At 55.6% G+C, this 15,144-nt stretch carries 11 protein-coding genes; 4 read left to right on the top strand and 7 right to left on the bottom strand.

Features of this window, described 5'->3' with window-relative positions:
* The first annotated feature begins 8 nt into the window (after positions 1-8).
* From DBR37_RS06800 to DBR37_RS17395, 3 genes are all read left to right on the top strand, one after another.
* Positions 9-2,462: a TonB-dependent siderophore receptor gene (locus DBR37_RS06800; RefSeq protein WP_233588299.1), complete on the top strand. Its 2,454-nt coding sequence runs from the start codon at positions 9-11 to the stop codon at positions 2,460-2,462.
* 106 nt (positions 2,463-2,568) lie between these two features.
* Positions 2,569-4,125, top strand: a complete 1,557-nt coding sequence (locus DBR37_RS06795; protein ID WP_199739055.1) for a PepSY domain-containing protein — start codon at positions 2,569-2,571, stop codon at positions 4,123-4,125.
* Positions 4,070-4,399, top strand: a complete 330-nt coding sequence (locus DBR37_RS17395; RefSeq protein ID WP_124573701.1) for a DUF3325 family protein — start codon at positions 4,070-4,072, stop codon at positions 4,397-4,399. Before DBR37_RS06795 ends, DBR37_RS17395 begins: the two co-directional genes overlap by 56 nt.
* A gap of 105 nt (positions 4,400-4,504) precedes the next feature.
* Here the strand turns inward: DBR37_RS17395 and DBR37_RS06785 are convergent, their stop codons facing one another.
* The 6 genes from DBR37_RS06785 to DBR37_RS06760 all read right to left on the bottom strand — a co-directional run bounded on the left by DBR37_RS06785 (position 4,505) and on the right by DBR37_RS06760 (position 10,147).
* Entirely contained in the window at positions 4,505-4,882 is a 378-nt protein-coding gene (locus tag DBR37_RS06785) for a DUF3597 domain-containing protein (RefSeq protein ID WP_124573700.1), read from the bottom strand.
* A 259-nt stretch (positions 4,883-5,141) separates the two neighbouring features.
* Entirely contained in the window at positions 5,142-6,386 is a 1,245-nt protein-coding gene (locus DBR37_RS06780) for a CaiB/BaiF CoA-transferase family protein (protein ID WP_124573699.1), read from the bottom strand.
* 24 nt (positions 6,387-6,410) lie between these two features.
* The gene (locus DBR37_RS06775; RefSeq protein WP_124573698.1) at positions 6,411-7,085 is read right to left on the bottom strand and encodes a hypothetical protein; all 675 of its coding nucleotides are present in this window, start codon (positions 7,083-7,085) and stop codon (positions 6,411-6,413) included.
* Positions 7,086-7,136: 51 nt separating this feature from the next.
* Complete coding sequence (gene recR, locus DBR37_RS06770; protein ID WP_124573697.1) at positions 7,137-7,733, bottom strand: recombination mediator RecR; 597 nt, start codon at positions 7,731-7,733, stop codon at positions 7,137-7,139.
* Between the two features lie 21 nt (positions 7,734-7,754).
* Complete coding sequence (locus DBR37_RS06765; protein WP_012080182.1) at positions 7,755-8,081, bottom strand: YbaB/EbfC family nucleoid-associated protein; 327 nt, start codon at positions 8,079-8,081, stop codon at positions 7,755-7,757.
* 47 nt (positions 8,082-8,128) lie between these two features.
* Positions 8,129-10,147 carry a DNA polymerase III subunit gamma/tau gene (locus DBR37_RS06760; RefSeq protein WP_124573696.1) on the bottom strand — a complete coding sequence of 673 codons (2,019 nt, stop codon included), beginning with the start codon at positions 10,145-10,147 and terminating at the stop codon, positions 8,129-8,131.
* A gap of 206 nt (positions 10,148-10,353) precedes the next feature.
* Between DBR37_RS06760 and DBR37_RS06755 the strand changes: the two genes are divergently transcribed.
* The gene (locus tag DBR37_RS06755; protein WP_124573695.1) at positions 10,354-12,000 is read left to right on the top strand and encodes an isovaleryl-CoA dehydrogenase; all 1,647 of its coding nucleotides are present in this window, start codon (positions 10,354-10,356) and stop codon (positions 11,998-12,000) included.
* On the opposite strand, the gene DBR37_RS06750 is transcribed toward DBR37_RS06755, so the two are convergent.
* The gene (locus tag DBR37_RS06750; protein ID WP_124573694.1) at positions 12,001-15,090 is read right to left on the bottom strand and encodes an efflux RND transporter permease subunit; all 3,090 of its coding nucleotides are present in this window, start codon (positions 15,088-15,090) and stop codon (positions 12,001-12,003) included. It abuts the gene before it with no gap.
* Positions 15,091-15,144 lie beyond the last annotated feature (54 nt).

Below are 15,144 nucleotides of genomic sequence, written 5' to 3'. Positions count from 1 at the left end.
ATACGCCGATGCAATCCCGCCTATCCCGCTTATCGCGTCATCGCGACACTATCGACGCTGCAACGCCACCCATGATGCGCCCGCTGATGCTGGCCATCCATCTCGCATTTGCCGGTCTTGCATTGTCACCAGCCTTCTCCGTTGCCCACGCACAGCAAGCCGCAAGCGCCAGCAAAAGCTACAACATTCCGGCCGGCCCTTTATCCACGGTGTTGAGTCGCTTCATCGGCGAGTCCGGTATTTACCTCTCCGGCACCAGTGAGCTGGCGCAAGGAAAAAGCAGCCCTGGCTTGCAAGGCAACTTCAGTGCACAGGCGGGATTAGCCGCGCTGCTGGCGGGTACCGGCCTGGAGGGCGTGAATACCAACAACAACGGATATGTCCTGCGCAAATCAACGAATGGCAATGCGGAGGCGATGTTGCCAGCTGTCACAGTCAAGTCTGCTTACGACGAAACAGCAACCGGACCAGTCAAAGGCTATGTCGCCAAGCGCAGCGCTACTGGTAGCAAAACAGATACGCTCCTGATCGAGATTCCGCAGTCGATCTCCATCATCACGGCTGATGAAATTGGTGATCGGAAAGCAGAATCGCTAGACGAAGCCTTGCGTTACACCGCTGGCGTTACACCAAATCTAAAACCATGGGCAGTTGACGAGTTTTCAAAGCTGCGCGGTTTTCCGCTTGGCACAGCTGGCATTTTCCTTGACGGTTTATTGACGTCCGGACGTGCCTACGCCGCACCTATCGAACCTTATGGCCTTGAGCGCCTTGAGGTATTGCGCGGCCCCGCCTCTGTGCTATATGGCCAGACACCGCCAGGCGGGATGGTTAACGCAGTCAGCAAAAGACCGACCGCTGAAGCGATACGCGAGATAGGAGTTGAGTACGGCACCTATGATCGCAAGCAAATCAAGGGTGATATCGGCGGCACGTTTAAAGGCGATCCGGAGTGGACTTACCGCGTTACCATGTTGGCGCGCGAATCAGCAACGCGCCTTGCTTTCGACAAAGACAACCGCTTCTTTATCGCCCCGGCGATAACATGGAAGCCAAATGCGGCAACCAAGCTGACCTTGATGGGAACCTATCAAAAGGATGATCAGGCTTACTCCTGGCCCAATCAGCTGCAGAATCCTGGTGCGCTCGGTCAGGTCAACCCAAAAGTGAATATCGGTGGTCTGGATAATCGCTGGAAGCGCGACAACAGGATGGTGGGCTATGAATTCGAACACCGTTTTAATGACACATGGTCGGTTCAGCAGAATTTCCGATATAGCGAATTTGATCGTGACGAAACCAATGTCTTCCCGATGGCTTTACAGGCAGATGGTCGAACCTTGACACGTCGGTTTTCGCCACGTGAATCGCATTGGAAAGGTCTCTTGCTTGATACTCGCGTGCAGGGACGTCTCAAGAGTGGTGCGATAGAGCATAACGTCCTGGTGGGCGTTGATTACGCCAAATCGCGCACCACCAATGAATACATCTATGACACGCCCAACATTCAGTCAATTGATCTGTTCAATCCTGTTTACACGGGACAACAAACCGTCACACGTGCAAGCGACCCTGAGATTCAACGTATTCCTTCGAGCCAAACCGGCTTATATATTCAAGATCAAATGAAATTTGATCGATGGGTTGTCACCGCAGGATTACGGCACGATAAAGCAGAAACGACGGGCAACCGGATTTTCCCGGCTTCAGGCACAAGCGTGATCGCCTATGACCAGTCTGCCAGCGCTACCACCGGCCGTATCGGCGCAGTTTACTTATTCGACTCTGGTTGGGCACCTTACATTAGCTACGCCAGTTCATTTTCACCCGAGATCGGTAACGATGTGTATGGCAATGTATTGAAACCTTCTACCGGTAAGCAATTTGAGGCTGGCGTAAGGTATCAGCCGGTCGGACAACGTGTTAGTTACACCGCATCGGTGTTCAATTTAGTAAGGCAGAATGTATCCACACCTGCGCCGCAAAATCGTAGAGAAGTTGTGCAAACTGGTGAAGTAACTTCACGCGGCCTCGAGTTGGAGACACGCGCCGAACTGAACCGCAATATGAGTCTGATTGCGCAATATACTTACCTCGACACGGAAGTCACCAAAAGCAATGACAAAGATCTTGGTTTGCGCCAACAAGGTGCTCCTAAACACAGCGCGTCGATATGGGGGAAATATAACTTCAATCTCGGCAGTTCGGTCAAAGCATACTCTGCCCTCGGCATACGTTACCTGGGAAAAGCGCGCTCTGATGCAGACGATAACAATCTCAACATCAGCAACCAGAGCTTTGCGTTGATGGATGCGGCTCTCGGTTTTGACCAGGGACCATGGCGTTTCTCCATTAATGTGAATAACTTGCTGGACAAGCAATTCCTGACCGATTGCAATGGCACCTTCTGCTATCGCAACGCTGAGCGGACTATCAACGTCAGTTCCATCTATCGATTCTGATGCAGCAGGCGCAATCCGCGCCGTTGTGCAATAACCGTGGTCGCGCAAGCATCACGGTTATTGCATTGTTGGCGACGCATACAGATAGAGGCTTGCCGCAGCTTGCATGCCTGCACTCCTTGCGTTCATTTGCATGATGCGCAAGCAAACTAGCTCCCACCTCAAATCATCCAGCTTGCGACCAAGCATGGCCTGGCTGCATACCTGGGCAGGCATACTGGCGGGCTGGATACTCTATGCGATGTTTCTGACCGGCAGCGTCAGTTACTTCCGCGAAGAATTGACGCAATGGATGCAGCCTGAAATTCCCGCGCTTGCTGCTACTCCCGATGCGCTGCGCACCACTCAGCTTGGCATGCAAATGCTGCAGGAAATTGCACCTGATAATGCGCAGTGGACGATAGAACTACCCGGTGCACGCGGCAATACCGCCTATGCGATGTGGCAAGCTGGTGATGGCTTTGAGCGCATCGCATACGACCCGCTGAGCGGCAAACAATACACGCCGCGCGATACCGCTGGTGGTGAATTCTTTTATTATTTCCACTTCAGCCTGCACTACTTTCCGCGCACACTCGGACGCTGGATTACCGGCTTCTGCGCGATGCTGATGCTGATCGGCATCATCAGCGGGCTGATCATTCATAAAAAAATATTCGCGGATTTCTTTACCTTTCGCTGGGGCAAAGGCCAGCGTTCATGGCTGGATGCGCACAACGCATTTTCGGTACTCGGTCTGCCCTTCCATCTGATGATCACCTATACCGGCCTGGTAATGCTGATGTTCATGTATATGCCGTGGGGACGTGATGCCGCGTTAACGACGCCACAGGAACGCGCCGCGCTGACCGCGGAAATGCGCGCCCGGCTCACTCCGGATACGCGCTCGGGCCAGCCTGCAACGCTGACACCGATAGCACACATGTTTGCAGAAGCTGACAAGCATTGGGGGCCTGGCAATGTCGAGCGCGCCATCATCAGCAATCCTGGAGACACCACTGCCCGCGTCATGCTGGTCCGGGGTAATGCCGGACGCATCTCCGTCAGCCCGCACTACATGCTATTCAACGGCCAGAACGGCAATATCCTGCAGATCAAGGATCAGGCCAGCGCCGCCGTCACCAGCTGGGGTGTGATGTATGGATTGCATCTGGGCCGCTACGCCGACACCGTTACCCGCTGGCTGTATTTCATCATCAGCCTGGCCGGAACAGCGATGGTAGCTACCGGCCTGATACTGTGGACGGTCAAGCGCAGGCAAAGACTGAATCAGGCAGAAACTGCAGCACCCGGATTAAAACTGGTCGAGCGCATGAATATCGCCTGCATCGCCGGACTATCGATAGCCATGACTGCTTACCTATGGGGTAATCGCCTGTTGCCACTCGAGATGGCACAGCGCTCTGCATGGGAAATCCATTTGTTTTTTATCGTCTGGGGTATCACCTTGCTGCACGCCTGCTGCAGGCCGGTGCGGCGCGCGTGGCTGGAACAATTATGGCTGGCGACCGCCTTGCTTGCGCTATTGCCCGTGCTGGACAAGCTCACCAATCCACACGCCATGTTTGTCATGTTTGATATCAGTGCCCTCACGCTGGCAGTCGCGCATGGCGTGCTGGCAATCAAGATGCATAGAACCCGGAACAGGAGTGCTAAGGTTTAGCATGTTACATCTGTTAATACTCGTCTTATTACTGACAGCATTTGCATGTCTGGCCCTCACTTCAGAGCGGCATCGTCCTGCCTTCTTCAGGAAAAAATACAGAGGCCTGACGCTATCGATTTATCTCTGCGCCTGGTTGCTACTCGCGCTCGCACTCGTCATCGCAGTACAGGCTATAGGATGGGCGCTAGGGTTGGTCATTTGGTTCGGACATGGCAGCATAGCCGCTGCCACGATTTATTGCGTACTCGTCTTCTTTCAAAGACCTGTTTGAATTTAATCAGGCACCTTCCCGACCATTGATGAAGTCGATATCGAAAAAAAATACGGCTGGGCCACCATTGCAGTGCACCCAGCCGTATTGATATTGGTGTGATGCTCAGTGCTTCAACGCATCCGGCACCTTGCCGCCATTTTCACCCAGCTTGATCATGACCTGCTTGTGCAGCCAGATATTCATGCTCGCCGAATCATTGGTATCGCCTGTGTACTTCAGTTCCTGCGCCAGTGTCTTGCGCGCGGTCAGGCTGCTGTCGAGGTCGAGCAGCTTCATCAGATCAACGATGGAGGTACTCCAGTTCAGTTTTTGTGCATTTTTTTGCGCCATGCCATTCAGGATGGCTTCGACGTCAACTTGCGCTACGGGTGCTGCTGGTGCGGTGGCTGGTGCTGCGGCAGTAGCCGAAGGTGCGGCGGGAGCCGGAGCGGCATGTGAGGAAGGAAATATCTTGCTGAAGATGGTGCTGAGTATACCCATGATGTAGCTCCTTTAAGAAAGCGGAAAGTCGATGGAATCTATACTGCTTACAGCGTGCGGATAAACCTGTACTGCATAAAACACAAAATAACACCAAATGAATTCCTGACAGGCGGGGATAGCTATCCCCGCCATGTACAGCAATTTATTTGAAGATCAAACCGTTGAACGTCCAGTAGCCCAGCAGGAAAAGCGCCAGTGCAATAACAAACTGCTTCAGGAATTGTTTATTCATGTCGTCCTCTGTTCGCGGCGCTTTTTACACTACGCCGTCGCGTCTCAATTCGGCAATACCCGCCTCATCATAACCCAGTGTTCTCAATACATCATCTGTATGTTGACCCAGCGTCGGCCCCAGCCATTTGGTCTCACCCGGCGTTGCCGACAACTTGGGCGTAATGGCCGGTAGTTTGATCGGCGTACCATCGGCAAAGGTATGCTGCTCGAACATCTTGCGCGCGAGAAATTGCGGATCACTCATCATGTCGCGTATCGAATAAATTTTACCGACCGGCACATCGGCTTCCTGCAAGATCTGCAATGCACTATCGATAGTCTGGGTCGCGCACCATTGCTGGATCGCCGCATCGATTTCAGCAGTGCGCGGCACACGGCCATCGTTGCGTGCGAGTTGCGCATCGTTAGCCAGGTCATCACGCCCCATCGCCAGCATCAGGCGCTTGAAGATAGCGTCGCCATTACCGGCGATCACGATGTTTTCGCCATCACCGGTCGTATAAGTATTCGACGGTACGATGCCGGGCAAGGCGCCGCCGGTACGTTCACGCACCACGCCGGCATAGTCATACTCCGGCACCAGCGATTCCATCATGTTGAACACGGCTTCATACAAGGCCACATCTATCATCTGCCCCTGCCCCGCCTGCGACGCATCACCTGCCTGCCCGTTCCAGCGACCACCAGTTGCATCACGATGCCGCAAGGCCATCATCGCGCCGATCACGCCATGCAAGGCAGCGACCGAGTCACCTATCGAGATACCGACACGCAGCGGCGGCCGATCCGGGAAGCCGGATACATAACGCAGCCCGCCCATGGATTCGCCTATCGCACCAAAACCGGGTTGATCCTTCAACGGCCCGGTCTGGCCAAAACCTGACAGGCGCACCATGATGGTAGCCGGATTGATCGCCTTCAATTGTTCGTAACCGAGCGACCATTTTTCCAATACACCCGGGCGGTAATTTTCAATAATGATGTCGGCTTCCAGCGCCAGCTTCCTGGCGATTTCCTGACCGCGTGCATCCTTCAGGTTCAGCGTCAGGCTTTTTTTGTTACGCGACTGCACCGACCACCACAGCGAAGTACCATCCTTCAGCACACGCCATTGACGTATAGGATCACCACCGTCCGGCGATTCTATCTTGATGACGTCGGCACCAAATTCGGCCAACATGCGTGAACAAAAAGGTCCGGCGATCAGCGTACCGAGTTCGAGGACTTTGATACCGGCCAGCGGCCCGGATGCAGCAGTTTTTTCCATATCTTGTACTTGGGTTACTTGTTTTTAGTTGCCTTGTTCACGCGCCTGTCCGAGCGCACGCAATTCAGTATTGAGATTGTGCCGCGCCCGTTGCTCCAGTGAGGCCACCATCATCGGTGTGTAGAACAGGCTGGGACGTTGCAGAAAATCCTCTATCACCCTGCCACGGCCACGCCGGAAATCTTCGTCCGCCACCCAGGCATATTCAGAACGTATCGCCTGGCTATACGCATGATAGATATCTTCATCCGCACCAAGGATGGCGAGATCCATATCGAGGAATAAAGGCAGGTCGCGGATTTCGCTTGAACTCACGGCATGCAGCGCGGTTGCCGCTATGCACTCCATGACAGGCGGGATGTGGTATTCGTCGAGATGCATCGCAATCATCGCGCAGCGTGCCCATTCTGCACTGCGCTCTTCATTGTCTTTCAGATGCGTGTCATAGATGACGTCGTGGAACCAGATGGCAAACTCCACCACTTCCTTTTGCCGGATCTGTTCCTGATGCTGTTCGGCACGCCGCAGCAAAGCCGTGACATGCGACAGATTGTGATACTTGCGTTTCGGTTCGGAATAATGCCGCAGCAATTCAGCCCATACCGCATCTGCCGCAGCGGGATCAGCAAAGACAGATGCGGTCAGCGCCTGCCATTTTTGCTGCAGCCATGCATGATCTATAGAAGTAGCTGTCGACATCAGGTATCACCTTCATGAAAGATGAAACATCAGGCTGCACGCGACCAGGTTTCAGGTCGCCCGTCTGTCCAGCATCGCACGTGCGATGGTGCCGGCATCCACATACTCCAGCTCGCCACCGACCGGTACGCCACGTGCCAGCCGGCTGACTTTCAGGCCGCGCGCTTTCAGCGTTTCGCTGATGTAGTGCGCGGTCGCTTCACCTTCATTGGTGAAGTTAGTCGCCAATACCACTTCCTGCACGATGCCGTCAGTCGCACGGGCTATCAGCTTTTCCAGGTGTATATCCTTGGGGCCTATGCCGTCGAGCGGCGACAGGCGTCCCATCAGCACAAAGTATAAGCCTTTATATGTCAGCGTCTGCTCTATCATCAACTGATCGCCCGGCGTTTCCACCACGCACAGCAGTTCCGGATTGCGCTCACCATCAAGACATGTTTCACATATCTCATGCTCGGTGAAGGTATTGCACATCGCGCAGTGCTGGACTTTCTCCACCGCTTGCGACAAGGCACGACCCAGCATCGCGGCACCATCCCTGTCGTGCTGCATCAGGTGATATGCCATGCGCTGCGCAGACTTCGGGCCGACGCCCGGCAGCCGACGCAGTGCTTCAGTCAGAAAATCTAGGCTGGACGGTGTTTTCAATGGCTATGCTTCTGTACTTGATCAGAATGGCATTTTGAAGCCAGGTGGCAAAGGCATACCTGCCGTTACACCCGACATTTTTTCTTGCGAAGTGGCTTCCGCCTTGCGCACTGCATCGTTGAATGCAGCAGCAACCAGGTCTTCCAGCATATCTTTGTCATCTGCCAGCAGCGACGGGTCGATGGAAACGCGTTTCACATCGTTCTTGCAGGACATGACAACCTTGACCAGGCCTGCACCGGACTGACCTTCCACTTCGATGGAAGCCAATTGGTCCTGCATTTTTTTCATGTTGTCTTGCATTGCTTGCGCTTGCTTCATCAAGCCAGCCAATTGGTTTTTCATCATGATCTTGCTCCTTTAAATAATTCGGATTGAAGGTTGGAAGTCTGCGTTTAAATCGGTCGGACCGATCCCGGCACGATGGTCGCACCGAATTCACGCATGAGTTTTTGTACGAAGGGATCTTCCTCCATCGACTGTTCTGCATCACGCTGACGCTCGGCGCGATCAGCAATCGCGGCGGCGCTGGCGGTGTGCTGTACCGCACCGATGGTGGTTTGCAAACGTACTGTCTGGCCGAAATGCTCGCACAATACAGCCGTCAGTTTTTCTGCGCTGCCATTTGCCAGCAATACATCGACTGCAACCATCAAGTCGAAGGTAATCAAGTGGCTTTCCGGCGTCGGCCCGCATTTGAGTAATTCGCTCTGCAATGCCAGTTGCTGCGCCACACCGCGCACAGGCAGGATCGCAGCCAGGGCAGGCCAGTTGCCATCCCAGTTCAGGCTCTCTACCGGATGCAACTGGAACGGACGCGGCTCACGTCGTGCAACAGGTGCAGGTGCCGGTTCAGCGGCAGCTTCCGCTACTGCTGCAGGTTGCGGTTCAGTTTTTTTTTGAGCCACAGGGCTGGAGAATTCTTCGCCATTACTACCGGCAAACGGCGGTTCATCATCCCACGGTGGTGCCGGTGCCATATCGATGGCTGGCGACCTATCCATTACCGCAGGTGCAGCCGGAGCCGCGACAGGCGCTGCAACTGCAACAGGAGCAACATCAGCGGCGCGTGGCGCCGGCGCAGATGGCGCGCCACCTTTCATGCCAGCACGTGCGGCTTCCAGTGCCGCGCGCGCCGGGCTGATTGCACCAGCCGGACGTGCAGGCGCGCTGGTAGTGGCCGCTTGCGGCGCGGCACTCAGGCGTGCTGCTGGTGCTGGTGCTGGTGCGGCCTGAGCTGCTGCGGCAGGAGCGACGGCTGCAGGACGTGCAGCGGGAGCTGGGGCAGCAGCAGGCCTGGCTTCAGCCGGACCGAAGCCAGGACGGAAAGCCAGCATGCGCAACAAAGTCATCGCGAAGCCAGCGTATTCATCTGGTGCCAGTCCGAGTTCATTCCGACCATGCACTGCGATTTGATAGAAGAGCTGTATTTCTTCCGCATCGAACAAGCCAGCCAGACGCATGACGTCCGCGTGTTCGGGCAAGTCTTCCGGTACTGCAGCCGGTACGGTCTGCGCCAGCGCAATCCGGTGCAGCAGCGAACCGAGGTCTTGCAAGGCGGCGTTATACGACAGGCTGCGTGTCGCCATCTCGTCGGCGACTGCCAGCAAACCGGTGCCGTCTTTTTGCGCCAGCGCATCCAGCAGGCGGATCAGGAAAGACTGATCCAGCGCACCCAGCATGCCCTGCACTGCATCCAGCGTGACCTTGCCGGCCGCGTAAGCAATCGCCTGATCCGTCAGCGACAAGGCGTCGCGCATGGAGCCGTGTGCACCTTGCGCCAGCAGGCGCAGCGCGGGTGTTTCGAATTCGATGTTTTCCTGCCCGAGGATATTGTCCAGATGCGAGACGATATGACCGGGCGGCATTTGCTTCAGGTTGAATTGCAGGCAGCGCGACAGGACGGTGACCGGGATTTTTTGCGGATCGGTAGTCGCGAGGATAAATTTAACGTGTTCCGGTGGTTCTTCCAGCGTCTTCAACATCGAGTTGAACGCATGGTTGGTAAGCATATGCACCTCATCGATCATATAGACCTTGAAGCGTGCATTCGACGGCGCATACACCGCCTGCTCCAGCAACTGCGCCATTTCATCGACACCGCGATTGGACGCCGCATCCATCTCTATATAGTCAACGAAACGACCGGCATCAATCGCGACGCATGCTTCACATACGCCGCACGGCGTGGAAGTGATACCACCGTTACCGTCCGGGCCGACGCAATTGAAGGATTTGGCCAGAATACGCGACAGCGTGGTCTTGCCGACGCCGCGGGTACCGGTGAACAGATAAGCATGATGCAGGCGTTGATTGTCCAGTGCATGCGTCAAGGCTCGCACGACGTGCTCCTGCCCGACCAGGGTGTCGAAGCTTTTCGGACGATATTTGCGGGCGAGAACTTGATAGGACATAAGGCCGTTCGTGAATAAGGGCAAACCGCATTTTACCTGACACCGGCACCGGATTTACAGTGTTCCTGTTTTCTCCGGCCGCAGCACGCTATCCCATTGAATAATCACGCTTTTTATTCCTCGCAAATAGATGAAAACTGGCAGATCCGCGCATCTGGCGATAGACTGAAGCTTCCATCCGCTACGGACAGCCCACGGAGTGCATCATGCAATGGACTACCCATAAAGTGAGCAACCAGGTTCCCGACCTGCATGACTACAACCTGTACAGCAGCGATACCGTGCTGCTGACGACCATCCAGGACAGCACCGCCAGCTGGTACGCACCAGAGTTAAGCCGTCTGGGCGCAGAACTGGGCACACAGGAAACATTGCAACTGGGCCAACTTGCCAACCAGCATGTGCCGGAATTGCAAACCCATGATCGTTTTGGCAATCGCATCGACCGCGTGGACTTCCATCCGAGCTGGCATCGCTTGCTGGGCATGCAAAGGCAAGCCAACCTGCATGCACTGCCATGGGCGCAGCCGCGCGCCGGAGCCCACATCGCACGCACTGCCGCCTACTACTTGCAGGCGCAGGTCGAATCCGGCTCACTCTGCCCTGTCACCATGACCTACGCCGCCATTCCGCTGCTGCAACAGGAAACAGTCCTGTTTGCGACGCTGCAGGAAAAACTGTTTTCACTGCAACACGACGAGCGCGACCTGCCGCTGGCGGAAAAGCATGCCATGCTGATCGGCATGGGCATGACCGAGAAACAAGGCGGCTCCGATGTACGCAGCAATACCACCGTCGCCCGTCCGCTGGAAACCGCAGGTCGTGGCCACGCCTATGCCATCACCGGACACAAATGGTTTTTCTCCGCACCGATGTGCGATGCGCATCTGGTGCTGGCACGCACCGAAGCCGGGCCCAGTTGTTTCTTTGTGCCGCGCTGGCGACCTGACGGCAGCAAGAATGCGATCCTGATACAGCGCCTGAAAGACAAACTGGGCAATCGCTCCAACGCCAGCAGCGAAGTCGAATTCCAGGATGCTTATGGCGTCATGGTCGGTGAAGACGGACGTGGTATTCCGACCATCATAGAAATGGCCAACCACACGCGCCTGGACTGCGTGATCGGCAGCGCCGGACTGATGCGCAATGCCTTGGTGCAAGCCATACATCATGCGCGTCACCGTCATGCCTTTGGCTTGCCACTGGCCGAGCAGCCGCTGATGCAAAACGTGCTGGCCGATCTGGCACTGGAAAGCGAAGCCGCAACGCGCCTGATGCTGCGCCTGGCACAAGCGGCAGAAGCTATCGATGATCCGCTGGAGCGGGCATGGCGACGCATAGTCACACCAGCCGCCAAGTTTTGGGTCTGCAAACGTGCGCTCGAATTCAGCGGCGAATGCATGGAAGTCTGGGGCGGCAACGGCTATGTAGAAAATGCACCTATGGCACGCATGTACCGCGAGGCGCCGGTGAATTCGATCTGGGAAGGTTCGGGCAATGTGATGTGCCTGGATGTATTGCGCGCAATTGCGAAAGAAAGCGACGCCTTCAAATTGCTGCTGGATTCATTGCTGGATATCGCAGTGGAACACAAAGGTTTGCGTGAACTCATCGCCGAATTACGCACCGACCTCGCACTGCCCGCAGCACAGCAAGAAATGCAAGCCAGACGCTTTACGCAACGCCTGGTGCTGGTGGCGCAATCCTGCCTGATGTTGCAGGCTGCTCCGCCAGCGATAGCCGAAGCATTTGTTAACAGCCGTCTGGATGCGGAATGCGGCCGCGTGTTTGGCACACTCGCCACGCCGCTGGCCGCACAAGATATTCTGCAGCGCGCGTGGCCAGCTTCATAGTTAACGTGCCGCCAATTCCTGCTCGGGCGTAATCTGCAACGGGCCGTCGCCGCTGAAGCGATCGAAGAAGAGATAGATCACCGGCGTGATGAATAGCGTAATCACTTGCGATACCATCAAACCGCCGACCACGGCCAGACCCAGCGGCTGGCGCAACTCGGCACCCGCACCCAGACCCAATGCAATCGGCAAGGCACCGACTGCCGCCGCCATCGTGGTCATCATGATGGGACGGAAGCGCAGGATACACGCGGTGCGTATCGCTTCCGCCGGCGTCATGCCCTGATTACGCTGCGCCTCCAGCGCGAAGTCGATCATCATGATCGCGTTTTTCTTGACCAGGCCAACCAGCAGCAAGATACCGATGGTCGCTATCATCGTCAGTTCAAAACCGAATATGCGTAGCGTCAACAACGCCCCGACCGCAGCAGACGGCAAACCGGCGAGGATGGTGATCGGGTGGATATAGCTTTCATACAGCACGCCCAGCAATATGTAAATCACCACCACCGCCAGCAACAGCAAGGCCACCTGGCTGGTTTGCGATGACTGGAAGACTGCCGCATCGCCGGCGTAGGAAGTGATGATGCTGGATGGCAGCTCGATCTGATTACGGATCTGATTTATTTTGGCCGTAGCGTCACCCAACGGCGTGCCGGGTGCCAGATTGAATGAGATCGTCACCGCCTGCAGCTGGCCCTGATGGTTGACCGAGATCGGTCCGGCGGTACGCTCTACTGTCGCCAGGCTGAGCAGAGGCACCAGCACCCCGGTCTTGGCGCGCAGGTAAATCTTGTTCAGGTCGGCTTCGTCCTGCTGCCCGACATTCATGTCCTGCATGATGACGTAGTAGCTATTGTTGCTGGTGTATATGGTCGAGATCTGTCTATCACCGTAGGCGCTATACAAGGCGGTGCGTATGTCCTGGATACTGACGCCTGCTTCATTCGCGCGATCCCGATTGATATTCACTACCGCTTGCAAACCCTTGAGCTGCGAATCACTGGTGACGTCGATGAAGGCACGATCCGCACGCATGCGCGCCTGCATTTTTTCTGCCCAGTTATTTAGCTCATCGGCACGCACACTTTGCATCACGTACTGGTACTGGCTCTTGCTGCTGCGCCCGCCGAGGCGCAAGTTTTGCACCGGCGTCATGTACACCGACAGGCCCGGTATGCCACTCACCTTGCGCCGCAAATCGCGCAAGACTTTATCCATAGACTCACGTTCACCGCGCGACTTGAGGCCGATAAACATATTGCCGACATTGCTGTCGCGCGTGCGTGAAGTGGTGGTCGCCACGTTAGGATCGTTTTGCACGATCTCTGCTGCTGCCGACACCAGCTTCACCATCGTCGGGTACGACGCGTCTTCCGGTCCTTCTATGGTTACACTGATCTGGCCTATGTCTTCGGTCGGGAAGAAACCTTTTGGTATCGTGATGAAGAGTATCGCTGTCAGCAGGAAGGTCGCGACGGCCAGCCACAGGATGCTTTTACGATGGCTGAGCGACCAGTCGAGGCCGCGTGTGTAACCGTCCAGCACGCGATTGAATAAGTTCTCAAATGAGCGACTGAGCCAGTTTTCTTTTTCATGCTCGGCTGGCGTTTCATGCCTGAGGAAACGGCTGCACAGCATAGGCACCAAGGTCAGCGACATCACGGCCGACACCATCACCGCCAGCGACACGACGGCGGCAAATTCATAGAACAGCAAACCGATCACACCCGGCATGAAGAAAATAGGAATAAACACCGCCACCAGCGAAATCGAGATCGAGATAATGGTGAAACTGACTTCACGCGAACCCTTGAGTGCGGCGGCCAGCGGTTCCATCCCGTCCTCGATATGACGCACGATATTTTCCAGCATCACAATCGCATCATCGACTACCAGGCCAACCGCAATCGTAATGCCCAGCAGCGAAATATTATCCAGGCTGTAACCCAGCCAGTACATCAACGCGAAACAGCCTATCAATGAAATCGGCAAAGACAACACCGGGATGACGGTTGCTGACAAGCGCTTGAGGAAGAGGAAAATCACCAGCACCACCAGCACGATGGTCAGCAGCAAAGTGAGCTTCACATCGTGGATCGCCTCGCGTATCGATACTGAACGGTCATTCAAAACCTGGACATTGATGGAGGCCGGCATCTGGTCCTTGAACTGCGGCAGGGTCTCCTTCACCGCATCGACCACAGCCACCGTATTTGCATTCGGCTGACGCTGCACCGCCAGTACGATAGACGGTTCGCCGTTCACCCAACTACCGCTTTTGATCGACTCGACACTATCTTCAACGATGGCAACATCCCGCAAGCGCGTGGTCTGGCCGTTGCGACTGCTGATGACCAGATTGCTGAAGGCTTCGGCATTGCGCAATTGTTTGTTGGCCTGCAGTGTCAGCGTCTGACGCGTGCCGTCCAGTACGCCAACCGGCGAATTCGCATTCGATGCGCGCAGGGACAGCGCAACTTCATCCAGCGTCATATTGCGTGCCGCCAGTTCATCCGGCTTGACCTTGACGCGCACCGCGTATCGGCGCTGGCCATAGACCTGCACTTGCGCCACGCCATTGATGGTCGACAGCGACGGTGAAATCAGGTTTTCCGCATAGTCATTCAGTTCGGATAAGGAGAGTGACGGCGAAGTCAGTGCCAGCAAAAGGATAGCGGCATCCGCCGGATTCACTTTGCGATAGGCTGGCAGCGAAGTCATCTCTATCGGCAGGCTGCGTTGCGCACGCAGCAACGCAGCCTGTACGTCGACCGCCGCCGCATCGATGTCGCGGTTCTGGTCGAACTCAAGCGTGATTGAAGTACTGCCCAGCGTGCTGCTGGAACTGATGGTCGATAAACCAGCAATAGTCGAGAATTGTTTTTCCAGCGTGGTCGCGACCGAAGCCGCCATCACTTCAGGACTGGCTCCTGGCAAGGAGCCAGTGACGTTAATGACCGGCGTGTCGTAGCTGGGGAGCGCCGCAATCGGCAATTTGAAATAACAGAAAGCGCCAACCACGACCACTGCGATCGAGAGCAACACAGTCATGACTGGCCGGCGTATGCAAAGTTCGGAAATATTCACTATGTGTTTTGCCCAGGCAAAGTCATGGGATAAGAAGTGCGCGACTGGTATTAA

The sequence above is a fragment of the Herminiimonas sp. KBW02 genome (assembly GCF_003852535.1).
Classification (GTDB): Bacteria; Pseudomonadota; Gammaproteobacteria; order Burkholderiales; family Burkholderiaceae_D; genus Oxalicibacterium.
Note: the sequence above shows the minus strand (reverse complement) of the source record. Positions and strands in the feature narration are given on the sequence as shown.

Coding starts and splice junctions, on each gene's coding strand:
- DBR37_RS06800 (WP_233588299.1), top strand. CDS start 9: ATGCAATCCCGCCTATCCCGCTTATCGCGTCATCGCGACACTATCGAC.
- DBR37_RS06795 (WP_199739055.1), top strand. CDS start 2,569: ATGCCTGCACTCCTTGCGTTCATTTGCATGATGCGCAAGCAAACTAGC.
- DBR37_RS17395 (WP_124573701.1), top strand. CDS start 4,070: ATGGCGTGCTGGCAATCAAGATGCATAGAACCCGGAACAGGAGTGCTA.
- DBR37_RS06785 (WP_124573700.1), bottom strand. CDS start 4,882: ATGGGTATACTCAGCACCATCTTCAGCAAGATATTTCCTTCCTCACAT.
- DBR37_RS06780 (WP_124573699.1), bottom strand. CDS start 6,386: ATGGAAAAAACTGCTGCATCCGGGCCGCTGGCCGGTATCAAAGTCCTC.
- DBR37_RS06775 (WP_124573698.1), bottom strand. CDS start 7,085: ATGTCGACAGCTACTTCTATAGATCATGCATGGCTGCAGCAAAAATGG.
- DBR37_RS06765 (WP_012080182.1), bottom strand. CDS start 8,081: ATGATGAAAAACCAATTGGCTGGCTTGATGAAGCAAGCGCAAGCAATG.
- DBR37_RS06760 (WP_124573696.1), bottom strand. CDS start 10,147: ATGTCCTATCAAGTTCTCGCCCGCAAATATCGTCCGAAAAGCTTCGAC.
- DBR37_RS06755 (WP_124573695.1), top strand. CDS start 10,354: ATGCAATGGACTACCCATAAAGTGAGCAACCAGGTTCCCGACCTGCAT.